General features: G+C 58.3%; 12 protein-coding genes. 6 read left to right on the top strand and 6 right to left on the bottom strand.

Features of this window, described 5'->3' with window-relative positions; all coding sequences use genetic code 11:
• The first annotated feature begins 51 nt into the window (after positions 1 to 51).
• The 3 genes from KI787_02405 (at position 52) to KI787_02415 (ending at position 3,799) form a co-directional block, all read left to right on the top strand.
• Positions 52 to 699 carry a glutathione S-transferase family protein gene (locus KI787_02405; protein ID MBV6628784.1) on the top strand — a complete coding sequence of 216 codons (648 nt, stop codon included), beginning with the start codon at positions 52 to 54 and terminating at the stop codon, positions 697 to 699.
• Positions 696 to 1,385 (top strand): glutathione S-transferase N-terminal domain-containing protein, encoded by a 690-nt coding sequence (locus tag KI787_02410; GenBank protein MBV6628785.1) that lies wholly within the window; start codon positions 696 to 698, stop codon positions 1,383 to 1,385. Before KI787_02405 ends, KI787_02410 begins: the two co-directional genes overlap by 4 nt.
• Positions 1,386 to 1,615: 230 nt before the next feature.
• On the top strand, positions 1,616 to 3,799 hold the full coding sequence (locus KI787_02415; GenBank protein MBV6628786.1) for a malate synthase G: 2,184 nt from the start codon (positions 1,616 to 1,618) through the stop codon (positions 3,797 to 3,799).
• 296 nt (positions 3,800 to 4,095) lie between these two features.
• Here the strand turns inward: KI787_02415 and KI787_02420 are convergent, their stop codons facing one another.
• The 4 genes from KI787_02420 to smpB all read right to left on the bottom strand — a co-directional run bounded on the left by KI787_02420 (position 4,096) and on the right by smpB (position 9,232).
• Positions 4,096 to 5,367, bottom strand: coding sequence for a 2-oxo acid dehydrogenase subunit E2 (locus tag KI787_02420; protein ID MBV6628787.1), 1,272 nt, complete (start codon positions 5,365 to 5,367; stop codon positions 4,096 to 4,098).
• Between the two features lies 1 nt (position 5,368).
• Positions 5,369 to 6,382 carry an alpha-ketoacid dehydrogenase subunit beta gene (locus KI787_02425; GenBank protein MBV6628788.1) on the bottom strand — a complete coding sequence of 338 codons (1,014 nt, stop codon included), beginning with the start codon at positions 6,380 to 6,382 and terminating at the stop codon, positions 5,369 to 5,371.
• 11 nt (positions 6,383 to 6,393) lie between these two features.
• Positions 6,394 to 7,632, bottom strand: coding sequence for a 3-methyl-2-oxobutanoate dehydrogenase (2-methylpropanoyl-transferring) subunit alpha (locus KI787_02430; GenBank protein MBV6628789.1), 1,239 nt, complete (start codon positions 7,630 to 7,632; stop codon positions 6,394 to 6,396).
• Between the two features lie 1,120 nt (positions 7,633 to 8,752).
• The gene (gene smpB, locus KI787_02435) at positions 8,753 to 9,232 is read right to left on the bottom strand and encodes an SsrA-binding protein SmpB (protein MBV6628790.1); all 480 of its coding nucleotides are present in this window, start codon (positions 9,230 to 9,232) and stop codon (positions 8,753 to 8,755) included.
• 65 nt (positions 9,233 to 9,297) lie between these two features.
• Here smpB and KI787_02440 point away from each other — a divergent pair, with 65 nt between their 5' ends.
• Both KI787_02440 and KI787_02445 read left to right on the top strand, forming a co-directional pair.
• Positions 9,298 to 10,575 carry a hypothetical protein gene (locus tag KI787_02440; protein ID MBV6628791.1) on the top strand — a complete coding sequence of 426 codons (1,278 nt, stop codon included), beginning with the start codon at positions 9,298 to 9,300 and terminating at the stop codon, positions 10,573 to 10,575.
• A 58-nt stretch (positions 10,576 to 10,633) separates the two neighbouring features.
• Positions 10,634 to 10,915: an RnfH family protein gene (locus KI787_02445; GenBank protein ID MBV6628792.1), complete on the top strand. Its 282-nt coding sequence runs from the start codon at positions 10,634 to 10,636 to the stop codon at positions 10,913 to 10,915.
• Positions 10,916 to 10,947: 32 nt separating this feature from the next.
• Here the strand turns inward: KI787_02445 and KI787_02450 are convergent, their stop codons facing one another.
• A complete protein-coding gene (locus KI787_02450; GenBank protein ID MBV6628793.1) occupies positions 10,948 to 11,274 on the bottom strand; it encodes an outer membrane protein assembly factor BamE in 327 nt (108 codons plus the stop codon).
• A gap of 65 nt (positions 11,275 to 11,339) precedes the next feature.
• Here KI787_02450 and fur point away from each other — a divergent pair, with 65 nt between their 5' ends.
• The gene (gene fur, locus KI787_02455) at positions 11,340 to 11,789 is read left to right on the top strand and encodes a ferric iron uptake transcriptional regulator (protein MBV6628794.1); all 450 of its coding nucleotides are present in this window, start codon (positions 11,340 to 11,342) and stop codon (positions 11,787 to 11,789) included.
• Between the two features lie 50 nt (positions 11,790 to 11,839).
• On the opposite strand, the gene recN is transcribed toward fur, so the two are convergent.
• Positions 11,840 to 13,519: a DNA repair protein RecN gene (gene recN / locus KI787_02460; protein MBV6628795.1), complete on the bottom strand. Its 1,680-nt coding sequence runs from the start codon at positions 13,517 to 13,519 to the stop codon at positions 11,840 to 11,842.
• Between the last annotated feature and the right edge of the window lie 2 nt (positions 13,520 to 13,521).

Raw genomic sequence — 13,521 nt, forward strand, 5'->3', positions numbered from 1 at the left:
ACACGAAGCCGGCGCAGTCGGTATGCTCGGGGTCTACGACAAGGAGGAGACATGACCGGTATGAAGCTTTACGGCGCGCATCGCGCGATTAACTCAGATCGTGTGACCTTATTCCTCGCCGAAAAGGGTGTAGACGTGGTGTTCGTGCCCGTCAATATCATGGCTGGCGAGCACTATGCCCCGGAATATCGGAAAAGCATCGCCCCCAATGCACGTGTTCCGGCCTTGCAGCTAGAGGATGGCACCGTGATCCGTGAGTCGGTCGCAATTTGCCGCTATTTTGAGGAGCTTCACCCGGAGACAGCTCTGTTCGGCCGTGGTGCCTTACAAAAGGCCCAGGTCGAGATGTGGCAACGCCTGATGGAGTTTGAACTCATGCTGCCCATCGCCATGGCCTTTCGGCATGGACACGCTGCGGCGGCGGCCATACAAAAACCGCAAATTGCCGAGTACGCCGAGGCGTGTAAACAGCAAGCGCACAAACGGCTAGAAGTTTTGAATAAAGAGCTGGCTGACCGCGAATACTTGGCCGGGGACTTTTCCATAGCCGACATCACGGCTTACTTGAGTATTGGTTTTGGCCGACTGTCGAAAATTCGCCCTGCGGACGATGCTAGCCATACTCAGAGTTGGTTGGAACGGGTCGCAGCGCGCCCTGGCATTGCCAAAGGCTTGGCCATTATTGGAGGAAAGGCATGATCACCCTCTACACGGCGCCCACACCGAATGGGCATAAAGCCTCCATTGCGCTGGAGGAGCTTGGTTTGGACTATCAAGTGCAGCCGGTCAATATTCTTGGTGGAGAACAGCACCAGGATGCCTTTAGAGCGATCAACCCCAATGGCAAAATCCCTGCGATTGTTGATCACGACGCAGATGATCTGGCGGTTTTCGAGTCCGGTGCCATTTTGATCTATCTGGCAGAGAAGACCGGCAAACTGTTGCCGTCGTCCGGAGCGCAGCGCTATGCCGCCTTGCAGTGGTTGATGTTCCAAATGGGCGGCGTCGGCCCAATGATGGGACAGGCCAATGTGTTCTTTCGTTATTTCCCAGAGAAAATTCAGCCCGCCATTGAGCGTTACCAAAACGAAGTCCGGCGTTTATTTGAGGTGCTTGATCGACACTTGGCGCAGCAAGAATATTTGGCGGGGGAGCTGTCCATTGCCGATATCGCGACCTGGCCCTGGGTGCGCACTGCTAAGTGGAGTGGAGTGGACTTTTCCGACCTAGAGGGACTGAGTCGCTGGGTGGCCAACCTTGCTCAGCGCCCCGCCTTCGCCAAGGGTATTGAGGTTCCGGTCAAGCTGCCCGACCTCACTGAGCTTGATCAAAGCGATAACGCGAAGTCCTTCGTGAAGGGCGCCCAAGGCATGGTTCAGCGCTGATTCTCCAGGTCTTGCCGGAAGCAAACGACATCTTCGCTGCGGTTGCGGGTTAAAATTCAGGGTTCGATGGCGCGCTGGCTTGGACAGGCGCTGCTGTTTTAGGGGTCCACACACCATGGTCATCGCTGCATGAGGCTTTAGGCATGGTGGTGCGTTGGGGCATGACAGCAGTTCTTGATAACGGGGAGGCCAGCAAGTCGCAAATGACCACCGGAATACAGGAATAGCTGATGAGTGAATATCAAAGCGCAGGCCGTCTGCAGGTTGAGTCTGGGCTCAAGACCCTGGTCGACACCCGCATTTGCCCCGGAACCGGCATACAGCCTGACGATTTCTGGTCTGCACTGGATGGAATTCTGAGTGACTTGGTGCCCCAAAACCAAGCTCTGCTCAAGCGCCGTGACGAACTCCAGGCCCAGATTGATGAGTGGCACCGCGCGAATCCAGGCTCTGTTGACCTAGAGTCCTACAAGGGCTTTCTCCGCGACATTAGCTACCTACTGCCTGAGGGCGAAGATTTCTCGATTGATCCGCGCAACATTGACCCGGAAATCGCGGAACAAGCCGGGCCACAGCTCGTTGTGCCGGTGAGAAATGCTAGGTTTGCGCTGAATGCGGCCAACGCGCGCTGGGGCAGCCTTTACGACGCGCTTTATGGCACCGATGCCATTTCCGAAGAGGATGGCTGCGAAAAGGGCGCAGGTTATAACCCCAAACGTGGGGATAAAGTGATCGCCTTTGCTCGCCGCCATTTGGACCAGGCTGCACCGCTTACAGCAGGCAGCCATGCCGGCGCCACGCGTTACGCCATCGTGGAGGGCGCTCTACAAGTCACCCTGGCTGACGGCAGCCACAGTGCATTGAAGCACCCTGAACAACTGCGCGGATACCAAGGCACACCGGAGCATCCTGAGGCCATTTTGCTGCGCAACAATGGCTTGCACATCGAAATTCAGATTGATGCCAGTTCGCCCATCGGCAAAACGGACCCTGCCGGCGTCAAGGATCTGCTGGTCGAGGCCGCTGTTACGACCATCATGGATTGCGAAGACTCGGTGGCCGCGGTGGACGCTGCGGATAAAGCCGAGGTGTACGCCAATTGGCTGGGTCTGATGCAAGGCAACCTGGAAGAAAGCTTTGACAAGGGTGGTCAACGACTCACCCGTAGCTTGAACCCGGATCGTTTCTACACCACCCCAGATGGACAAACACTCCGTCTACCCGGGCGTAGCCTGCTGTTTGTGCGCAACGTGGGTCACCTCATGACCACAGACGCTGTGCTCGACGCTGATGGCCAGCCCATTCCAGAGGGGATTCTTGATGGCATGGTGACCACGCTAGCAGCGATACATGACCTCAAGGCCGATCCCCAAGACCCCCAGCGTAAAGGCAACAGCCGCACGGGCTCGGTGTACATCGTGAAGCCCAAGATGCACGGCCCCGAAGAAGTCGCCTTCGCCAACGAACTGTTTGCGCGTATCGAAGACGCTCTGGGTCTGGAACGCTACACCCTGAAAATGGGAATCATGGATGAGGAGCGCCGCACCACGGTCAACCTCAAAGAATGTATCCGGGCAGCACGCCATCGGGTGGCATTCATCAATACCGGCTTCCTGGACCGCACGGGCGACGAAATCCACACCAGCATGCAGGCTGGGGCGATGGTGCCGAAGACCAACATGAAAGCGCAGCCCTGGATTGGGGCCTATGAAGACTGGAATGTGGACATTGGCCTGGAATGCGGCCTGCAGGGTAAAGCCCAGATCGGTAAAGGCATGTGGGCGATGCCGGACGAAATGGCAGCCATGCTGGAGCAAAAAATTGGCCATCCGAAGTCGGGGGCGAACACGGCATGGGTGCCCTCGCCGAATGGAGCCACACTGCACAGCCTTCACTATCACCAAGTCGACGTGTTCGCTGTGCAGGACGCGCTGAAGGCACGCAGCCGCGCCTCCTTAGACGCCATCCTGACCATTCCGGTGCAGGATAATGTGCAAGACCTGTCGGCAGCGGACATTCAGCAGGATCTTGAGAATAGCGCCCAGGGCATCCTTGGCTACATGGTGCGCTGGATTGATCAAGGCGTTGGTTGCTCCAAGGTTCCTGATATCCACAATGTTGGCCTGATGGAAGACCGGGCGACGCTGCGTATCTCCAGCCAGCATATTGCCAACTGGTTAGAGCATGGCGTGGTCACTCAGGAACAGGTCCTGGACGCGCTCAAGCGCATGGCCGTGATTGTTGATGAGCAAAATGCAGCAGATCCACTCTATCGGCCCATGGCGCCTGGCTTTGATGGTTTGGCGTTTGAAGCCGCCTGCAAGATGGTCTTCGAGGGCACTGCGCAGCCCAATGGATACACCGAACCATTGCTGCATGAATACCGCCGCAAGGTGAAGCAGAGCCAAGCTTAAACAGCGAGGCGTACATCAGCTAAAACGGGCTGAGTGCAAAACATTCAAAGGGCCCACCTATGGTGGGCCTTTTTTTTATGCCTGAGTCGTCTGGTCGGGCAGAGCGTATCGAAGGATGAGCCGGCCAGCGCAGGACGGCAATCACACCGAAATGCTTAGCAACAGAACGCTATCGACCAAGGTCGCATGGCCCAGCGCAGGCTGCACATGCTGTAGTGGGAGCGTGAATAAAGGCCCGGGGGCGGGAGCGGCTGAGGTAGCGCTGGGGGGCGTTACCTCAGCCGGGGCAGGGCGCCTTAATCGTCCACAATCAGCCCGAGTGGCGACTCCAGTTCTCGTTTAAGCGCCTGGATTAGGCTCGCCGCTTGATGGCCGTCAACGATGCGGTGATCAAAGGAGGAAGACAGATTCATCTTCTGCCGCTGCCGTACCTCGCCATCGACCAGTGCCAGCTCTGTACGAACCTTGTTGACGCCAATAATGGCCACCTCAGGCGCATTGATAATCGGCGTTGAGACCAAACCACCCAGTTTTCCTAGGCTAGTGATGGTGATTGTGGAGCCTTGCAGCTCGTCGCGCGTGCATTTGCCTTGGCGAGCCTTGTCGACCAGGGTTGCTATGCCTCTAGCCAAGCCATAGATCCCCATGTTTTGGGCGTTGGCTAAGACAGGAACCAATAAGGCCTGCTCGGTTTGCGTGGCAATGCCTAAATGGACCGCGGATGAGACATAAAGCTGCTCAGTTTCCGCGTCATATGCGGCATTGGCCTGCGGATACTCGGCGAGAACCTTATTTAAGGCGCGCGCAATGAAGGGCAAGAAGCTGAGCTTCGGCCTAGTGCCTGCATCCAGTTCATTGAGCTTTTGCCTGAGCGCCTGCAACTCCGTGACATCCACATCTTCCACGTAGCTGAAGTGGGGTATGCGCTGGTAGCTACTGGTCATGGCCTGCGCAATTCGTCGCCGCAGCCCAATCACAGGCTGTGGTTGAGTATTCTGCGGAGGGCGGAAAGCGGGAAGCGTGGTGGCTTGCTGCGGGCGCATTGATTGCGGAGATGGCAACTGTTGCGCAGCGTCAATGTCGGCCTGACGAATGCGGCCCTGGGGGCCAGTGCCTGGCAGCTGGTGTAGGTCTAATCCCAGCTCCTTAGCGCGCTTGCGCACCGCTGGCGATGCCAGCACCTTGCGCGTCGCTTGAGATGCGGCCGAGACCACCGGCTGGGACTGCGAACTTTGGGGATCGTCGTTCTGTGCCTGCTCCGCAGGCGATGGCGAGCGGGAGGCTGGGGCCTCCGGCGGCTCTTGCCCCTCCGTGCTCGACGGCGCCTTATCCACCGAGAAACGGATCAAGGGGGCGCCGACGGCAACTTTGTCGCCAACGGCGCCATACAGCTCAGCCACGGTGCCGGAAACCGGGCTAGAGATATCGACCGCGGCCTTATCGGTCAGCACATCAACCAGAGTCGCGTCTTCCTCCACCCGATCACCGACGGCAACATGCCACTGTGCAATCTCCGCTTCGGCAATACCTTCACCAATATCTGGAAGCTTGAAGCTGTAGTCGCCCATATCAGTCCTCCATCAGGGTGTACAAAGCGCGCGCGACGCGCTTGGGTCCAGGAAAGTAATGCCACTCAAAAGCATGCGGGTAGGGCGTATCCCACCCCGTTACCCTGGCAATAGGGGCCTCCAGGTGCCAAAAGCAATGCTCCTGAACCAAAGACATCAGTTCTGCGCCGTAGCCGGATGTTTTGGTCGCTTCGTGCAGGATCAAACAGCGACCCGTTTTTTGCACGGAGTCGCGAATGGTGTCGATGTCTATGGGCATTAGACTGCGTAGGTCGATCACTTCGGCATCCACATGCGCTTCCTCAGCACCCGCCATAGCAACGTGCACCATGGTGCCGTAACTAAGGATGGTGCAGGCCGAACCTTCGCGAACCACCTTGGCCTGGCCGATGGGGATGCGGTAGTGCTCCTCGGGCACCTCCCCGCTGGAGTGATTGGCCCAGGGCGTGAGGGGCTTGTCGTGATGGCCGTCAAAGGGCCCGTTGTAGATCCTTTTTGGTTCAAAGAACACCACGGGGTCGTCATCTTCAATGGCCGCAATCAATAAACCCTTGGCGTCATAGGGGTTTGAGGGCATAACGGTTTTCAAACCGCAAACGTGAGTGAAGACGCTTTCTGGACTTTGACTATGCGTTTGCCCGCCGAAAATTCCCCCGCCGCAAGGCGCACGTACGGTGACCGGCGCGGTGAACTCTCCCGCACTACGATGGCGCAGGCGCGCTAACTCGGACACCAATTGATCAAAGGCGGGATAGATATAGTCGGCAAACTGGATCTCCGCCACCGGACGCAAGCCGTACACGCCCATACCCACAGCGGCGCCCAGCAAGCCGCCCTCGGAGATCGGCGTATCGAAACAGCGTGTTTTTCCGTACTTCTTCTGTAAGCCCGCGGTACAGCGAAACACCCCACCGAAATATCCCACGTCTTCTCCGAAGACCAATACCTTGGGGTCGCGGTCCATGCAGATATCCAAGGCGGAGTTAATCGCCTGGATCATGTTCATTTTTGGCATAGCGCTTCCCCTTAGAGCGAATCCATCTGGTCACGCTGCTCGCGCAGATGCCAGGGCATGTCTTTGAACACATCCTCAAACATGGATCGCGGCGAGTCGGGCAATGTGCCCAAAGTGCCATAGCTCTCAGCTTGCTTAAGATCGGCTTTGATGGCCGCGCGCAGCTCCGCTTCCAATTCTTGGTGCTGCTCCTGACTCCAAGCCTGACGCCGAATCAGATGGGTTTTTAGCCGCTCAATGGGATCGCCCAAGGGCCATTTCTCATGCTCATCATTGGGTCTGTAGCCACTGGGGTCGTCGCTGGTCGAATGCGCGGCGGCGCGGTAGGTAAAGTGCTCGATCAGCGTAGGGCCATGGTTGTTGCGCGCGCGCTCACACGCCCACTGGGTCGCCGCATAGACCGCCAAAAAGTCATTCCCATCCACGCGCAGTCCTGCAAGGCCATAGCCAATGGAACGCGCCGCGAAGGTACTTTGTTCACCACCGGCAATGCCTTGGAAGCTGGATATGGCCCATTGGTTATTGACCACGTTGATGATCACTGGCGCCTGATACACCGAAGCGAAGGTAAGGGCGTTATGAAAATCTGCCTCGGCCGTTGTTCCTTCGCCCACCCACGCCGCGGCAATACGGTGATTATGTTCATACGCACTGGCCATGGCCCAGCCCACGGCTTGTGGGGCCTGGGTGCCCAAATTGCCGGAGATGGAGAAGAAATTCGCGTCTTTCACCGAATACAGCACGGGTAGTTGACGCCCGCGGGTGCGATCTTTGGGGTTATTGAAGATCTGGCACATGAGATCCACCAAGGGCCAGTCTCTGGCGACAAGCAAACCTTGTTGGCGATAGCTGGGGAAGAACATATCTTCGGGGTCATGCGCCAGGGCTTGGGCCACGGAAACCGCTTCTTCCCCGGTGCACTTCATATAGAAACTGGTCTTACCCTGGCGCTGGCACCGCAGCATGGCCTCATCGAATAACCGGGTCTTGAGCATGGCGCGCAGGCCCTGCAACAAGACTGTGTCCGGCAATTGTGGATCCCAGGCTCCAACGGCTTCGCCGTTGTCATCCAACACCCGAATCAGACCATAAGCAAATTCGGTCATCTCTTCGTCCGGAGTGTCTACGGCAGGCCTGGGTAAGCTACCGGCGGATGGGATGTCTATATGCGAAAAATCAGGGCTTTCGCCGGGGCGTGCCTTGGGCTCTGGAATGTGCAGGCGCAGGCGAGGACGCTCTTTTGAGGTCATATACAAACTCAAGGTGTCTCCTTAAGTTTGTGAGTTTAGCCCAGCGCTGCATTGGGGTCACCCAGGCAACAAGGCTTGAAAGCTTACGATGCCATCGGGGTAGCAGCTGTTGTGATAGCTCCCAGCTAGCAACGACCACGCTCAGGCCGACTGCCGCCAGGGCTGTCCAATTCCAGTAGGGCTGCTCGGGATTATTGACGGCAATGCTGCGCGCGGTGCCCAGTGGGAGCTGCTCGCAGTCACCCTCACGCAGGAGCACGGTGCGCCCATCTGGGTAGCGGACCACGCTAACCTCACCGAAGTGATCGATGTGGGGCGGGGGGTCTAAATTGTTGTTTGGTGTGGACATGGGCTCAAGCTTGTGAAGTGAATCATGAGCCTCCCCTAGATCTATTTTGCTGCGCCGCAGCATTGGCCGTCAAGCTTGAAATCTCGCCTCCACATCCGCACACTGTGGTTATGGCTGTAATCCCTGAAGCGGGGAGGCTTGTCGGACGCGGGGGCGGTACCCGCCACCTCCACCACTATGGGGGTGAAATAGGCTCGACGGCATGCAAGAACGTAACAGGCAGCTCGGTAGGCGACGACCGTAAATCGCGCAAACTCTATAGTTGCCAATGATGACAACTTCGAGGTAGCCCTCGCGGCATAACCTCCGAGGGCCGTCGCCCTTGTTACCAAAGACCCTGGAAGCCCGCGCAAGCGGGCTTCCTTGCGATTGGCTTTTGAGTTTCATACAACCGGCGGCATGCCCGGCTGGCATACACCAGCCCTTCGATGCGGGCAATCCAGGGGAAGGGTGAAGCGCTCTCTCAGCGCAGTCCTATTAAGCTAGCTACTGGTGTCCTGTCTCCGAAGTTCGTTACATATCAGCGAGTCAGAACGCGGTGTGCCGCTAGGCGCGCTCGCGCAGGAATGGTTGTTCCATTTCAAGCGAGCGCAACACCGCGGAACGCCGCGTTCTGGCTCGCCCGCAGGGAGCCCCTCAAATCGCCCGCTACCGCGTTGCGCTCCTTGGCAAGGGAATAACCATTCCCGGCGGAGCGCGCCTTGTATCGAACGATTTGAGGAGCTCTGATATGCAACGAACTTCAGAGACAGGACACTAACCGGCATCCACTCAATGACGCAGGAGTCGGGCCTTATCTCGGCTCCAATCTCTTTCTTTGATCGCATCGCGTTTGTCATGGGCTTTTTTGCCGCGTCCCACGCCAAACTGCAGCTTGGCCCGACCATGCGACCAATGCATATCTAGGGGCACCAAGGTATAACCTTTGCGCTCGGTCACACCGATGAGCCTGCGAATCTCACGGCTGTGCAGCAACAACTTGCGGGTGCGATTCGGATCGGGCACCACATGCGTCGAAGCTGTCTTCAGAGCCTGTATTTGCGCCCCGATTAACCATGCTTCCCCTTTTTCGATACGCACATAAGACTCCGCCACGCTCGCCCGACCTTCGCGCAGCGCTTTGACCTCCCATCCTTCCAGCACAATGCCGGCCTCGAAATCGTCTTCGATTTGATAATCGTGACGGGCCCGACGATTCTGGGCGATGATGCGGGAATGGGAGCTGGCTTTTTTCTTCTTATTCTTACTCATGAGTGGCGGGTTCACCGCGGGCTAAGGCTGTGCGGAATGTCCATCTGGCCATGAGACGGCGATGGATGCAGAGCCTTAGTGTAGCGTCGCATCTCGTCTGGCTCAGCGCCGCGCTGGGTGGGGTGATGGGCGCTTTGTTTCTTGCGCCAGCCATCCACACGCAAGGGCCCGGTGTTCTATGGGGCTACTTAGCTGCTTTGCTGCTCTTCACTCAGCCCGCCTATCAAGCCGAGGAGGCCGCTTTTCGTCTCGCCGGTCGACCTTGGGTTGTGGCTGCGGCTGATGGTATGCGCATGCGCCATATGCGCCCGATTTGGCTATGGGTGACGGGGGCGGCACTCATGCTGCTGTTACTTTTGTGCAGTCTGATGTTGGCAGCGGCGGCCTTGAGCCTGAGCACGGATACAGCTGCAGCAATGGCGGCAGCAGACCCGACATTGGGCCATATGGCCTTGGTCCTCTTCTTGGTTTGGTGTCTGGCTAGCACCCCCGTTCCCCGTCTAGGTCTGATCCAGCTACTAGGCATCGCTCTCGCATTATGGCTGGGCAGCATCCTGATCATTGGGCTTGCGACTTTGGCTCTACACCCGGTGCCATGGCTGGAGCAGCCGCTGAACATCCCAGCCATTTTTTGCGGCATGCAATACGGCATGCTCTCCAGTCTCCTGGGCCTGGGCATTTACTACGCCATTCGAGTCCAGCCCTATTTGCCTTGGAGCGATGTCACCCAGTCTGGGTGGAGCTGGCCCTGGGCCTTGGTGATCGGTCAAGCCCTATGGACGCTAGCCTTAGTAGGCTGGACTCAGCATTGGTGGGAGACACTAAACGAGCAGCAGGGCTTGTCCTGGCTGCTACATAGTTGGACGCACTGGGCGCAAGGATGGAGTTGGCTTGGTATTGGAACCATCGCTCTGGTATTGATTCTGGGCGCCCGTCTGCTGTTTCTTCCATGGCGGCAATGGCTTTACCACCGCTTTGGTGGGGCTGCTGGCTGGCCTTTACTTGGAATTGCGGCAGTCGGTTTTTTGTTTTCTCTGCGTTTACTCCTGGAGCATGCTCTGGACTACCGCGGCGCTGCCCCATGGTCCATGCAGCTCAGCGCCCACCTGCAAAACTGGGCGATCCCGCTACTCGCAGTCCTCATGCTCAGTGCCATGGTTCGTAGCCTTCCACCTGCAGCCTTGGTATGGGCACAACCAGGTTCCTGGCTGCTCGCCGGCTTGCGCTACCTGTACTGGCGCTACGTGCTGCGCAGCGCGTTGCTTATATGGATTCTCATCGGCAGTGGTTGGGCACAGCGCATGGCCGACTTTTGGCAGCTGAGTTTATTCGCGAAGCACTAAACTACGGCTTGGCAAAGATCTCCTCCGGCACACAGTCGTGAATCGTCCATCTTCAGACATCTGCGTTGAGGTCGCCTATGCGCTGCCCGAGCGGCAATGGCTGCTGGCTCTTGTGCTCGCAGAAGGCGCCACCGTGGCGGAGGCGATTCGCGCTAGCGGCTTGGAAAAGCAGGTACCGCAAGGACTACCGCGCCCGCTGCAAGTGGGCATCTGGGGCAAACCCTGCACACTCGACCAACGGCTGCGCTCTGGCGATCGCGTAGAGGTTTATCGCCCCCTCATCGCCGACCCCAAAGAGGCGCGGCGCCGACGCGCAAAAAACCGGCTCAACAAAAAGTGATTCAGACAGAGCCTGGGCCCAGGGCATCCTGGTTAAGCGGCGACCTCTGCAGGTGTCTCCTCAGCGGTGTCTGCCGTGTCTTCAATTCGGCTGACGACACCATCCGCAAAGTAAACAGTGATGCGCCTGTCGCGCAGCGTCTCTTCGCCGCGCGTGATCCGCAGAACGTAGTCCCAACGATGGGGGGTAATTTCACTGCGCAGCATAGGAGTACCAAGCAGGTATTCCACTTGCACCGGTGTCATGCCGGGCTGGAGTTGGGCGAGCTTTTCCTCTTGCACCACATTGCCCTGGTGGATTGTCACCCTAAAGGTCGAGCAGGCGGATAAGAGTAGGCTAAAGAGCAAAAGCAGTCGCATGGGTGCGCGTCGTTCCATAAAGCGGGATAATAAGAGTTTACCGAATCACGAACAGCACAGTGCCCATGGAATCCAAGGACTTGCGTCGCGCAGGGCTCAAGGTCACCTTACCCCGCCTCAAAATTCTCGAAATCCTCGAGCGAGAGAGCTCGCGCCATTTGAGTGCTGAAGATGTGTATCGGGAGCTCATGGGCTTGGGAGAGGAAAAGATTGGACTGGCGACCGTCTACCGCGTTCTCACGCAATTCGAGGCCGCAGGCTTAGTCACACGCCATAATTTCGATGGTGGGCAGGCGGTCTTCGAGCTGGATGACGGAGAACATCATGACCACATTGTATGTACACGCTGCGGCAAGGTCGTAGAGTTCTTTGATGAGGTTATTGAGAAGCGCCAACGCGACATCAGCGCTGAACATGGCTTCAAACTTCATGACCACAGTTTGGTGTTGTATGGAGAATGCCAACGGACGGACTGTGGCGGCGACGATATCCCCACCAGTGACCGCGCTCACTGAGCGCTAAGGGCCGCTTCCTAGCACCCCGCCGGGCAGCTGCAGGGCAGACCTCAGTCGGCTTGAGTTTCTAAACCCAACATGGCGCGCGCATGCGCGCGCGTCTGCTCAGTAATGTTGCGGCCGCCAGCCATACGGCTGAGCTCGTCCACACGTGCGTCTAAATCCAGCTGGCGCAGCCGGCTAAAGGTTTGGCCCTGCTCAACATGTTTATCGACATAGATATGAGTCGTTGCCAATGCTGCAACCTGCGGCTGATGGGTCACACATAGCACTTGATTATCGCGCGCTAGGTCCGCGAGGTGCTCACCGATAGCTTCGGCAATCGCACCACCCACGCCAACATCGACCTCGTCGAACAGCAGTATGGGAATGTTGACCGCCATCTGGGCGCTCACGGCCACTGCCAGGCTGATCCGCGCGAGTTCCCCCCCGGAGGCCACCTTGGCCAAAGGCTGCGGTGGCTGCCCCGGGTTCATGCTCACCAGGAATTGAACCTGGTTCCAACCGTGCACCGCTGGCGCGCTCTCCTGAGTTTTGACCTCAATCTGTAGCTGCGCATGCGGCAGTCCCAGGGCCGGCAAGCGCTGGCCTAAGGCCTCGGCCAAGCCCAAGGCGGCCTGTTCTCGCGCTTGGCTTAAAGCCTGGGCGGCTTGGGCGTAGGCCGCCTGGGCAGCCTGAATCTCAGCATCCAGGGCTTCTAAGCCCTGCGCATCCTGATCTGCCTGCTGCACTCTGGCTGCCAGACTGGACCAATGCGCAGGCAGCTCGCCCCCGGACACGCGATGCTTACGCGCAAGATCCTCCCAGAGTTCTAGGCGCTGACTAATCTGGGCCAGGGTTTCCGGGTCGGACTCCATAGCTTCGGCCGCATGCTCGCTTTCACGGCGGGCCTGCTGCGCCGCCTCCATCGCCAAAGTGAGCTGCTCGCTGATGGACGCGAGGCTGCTGTCTGACTCCTGCAGGGCATCGGCACGCCGAAGCAGCGCGCCAAGCAAGTCCTCAACGCCGCCATCAGCCGTTAAGGCTTGGGCGATGTAGGCGCAATCCGCGCGACTTTCATCTACGCGGCTCAGCCGCAGGAAGTCTTGATTCAAACGCTCAAGCTCGTCTTCCGCTGGGGCTAATTCCTCCAACTCGGCTAGCTGATACCGGGCCAAGTCCAATTCTGCCGGATCACCAAAACCCTCACTGGCGCGCCGTTCACGTTCGCGGCGCAGGCCTTGCCAGTGCCGGTAGGCCAGCTTCACCGCCTCACGCTGGCTTGTGAGTTGGCCAAAGGCGTCCAGAAAATCGCGTTGGTGGGTCGCCCGCAGCAGAGCCTGATGCGCGTGCTGACCATGAATGTCTAACACCAAGTCCGCAAGCTCTCGCAGCTGCGATACCGTGACCTTCACGCCGTTAATCCAGGCCCGCGAACCCCCATCCGCTTTAATCAGCCTGCGGACCAATAAGCCATCGGGCGTATCCGGGTCGTCCAGGCCGTTGTCTGCCAGCCAAACCCGAGCTGGCGACTGCGCACTCAAGCTGATATCAGCCTGCAGCTCGGTGCGATCGCAGCCGGAGCGCACCATACCACTGTCGGCGCGGGCCCCAAACAGCAAGTCTAAGGCGTCAAATAAGATGGATTTTCCGGCCCCGGTCTCTCCTGTTAAAGCAGTGAGTCCAGGCCCGAAGTCCATCGCCAGTTGGTCCACAGTGGCGAAGTTTGCAATGCGTAATGAGTTGAGCACGG

This window comes from Oceanococcus sp. HetDA_MAG_MS8 (assembly GCA_019192445.1).
GTDB lineage: Bacteria > Pseudomonadota > Gammaproteobacteria > Nevskiales > Oceanococcaceae > MS8.

What these genes read in the sequence shown, in the direction of transcription:
- KI787_02405 (MBV6628784.1), top strand. Translation starts at nt 52, where the DNA reads ATGACCGGTATGAAGCTTTACGGCGCGCATCGCGCGATTAACTCAGAT.
- KI787_02410 (MBV6628785.1), top strand. Translation starts at nt 696, where the DNA reads ATGATCACCCTCTACACGGCGCCCACACCGAATGGGCATAAAGCCTCC.
- KI787_02415 (MBV6628786.1), top strand. Translation starts at nt 1,616, where the DNA reads ATGAGTGAATATCAAAGCGCAGGCCGTCTGCAGGTTGAGTCTGGGCTC.
- KI787_02420 (MBV6628787.1), bottom strand. Translation starts at nt 5,367, where the DNA reads ATGGGCGACTACAGCTTCAAGCTTCCAGATATTGGTGAAGGTATTGCC.
- KI787_02425 (MBV6628788.1), bottom strand. Translation starts at nt 6,382, where the DNA reads ATGCCAAAAATGAACATGATCCAGGCGATTAACTCCGCCTTGGATATC.
- KI787_02430 (MBV6628789.1), bottom strand. Translation starts at nt 7,632, where the DNA reads ATGACCTCAAAAGAGCGTCCTCGCCTGCGCCTGCACATTCCAGAGCCC.
- smpB (MBV6628790.1), bottom strand. Translation starts at nt 9,232, where the DNA reads ATGAGTAAGAATAAGAAGAAAAAAGCCAGCTCCCATTCCCGCATCATC.
- KI787_02440 (MBV6628791.1), top strand. Translation starts at nt 9,298, where the DNA reads ATGCAGAGCCTTAGTGTAGCGTCGCATCTCGTCTGGCTCAGCGCCGCG.
- KI787_02450 (MBV6628793.1), bottom strand. Translation starts at nt 11,274, where the DNA reads ATGCGACTGCTTTTGCTCTTTAGCCTACTCTTATCCGCCTGCTCGACC.
- fur (MBV6628794.1), top strand. Translation starts at nt 11,340, where the DNA reads ATGGAATCCAAGGACTTGCGTCGCGCAGGGCTCAAGGTCACCTTACCC.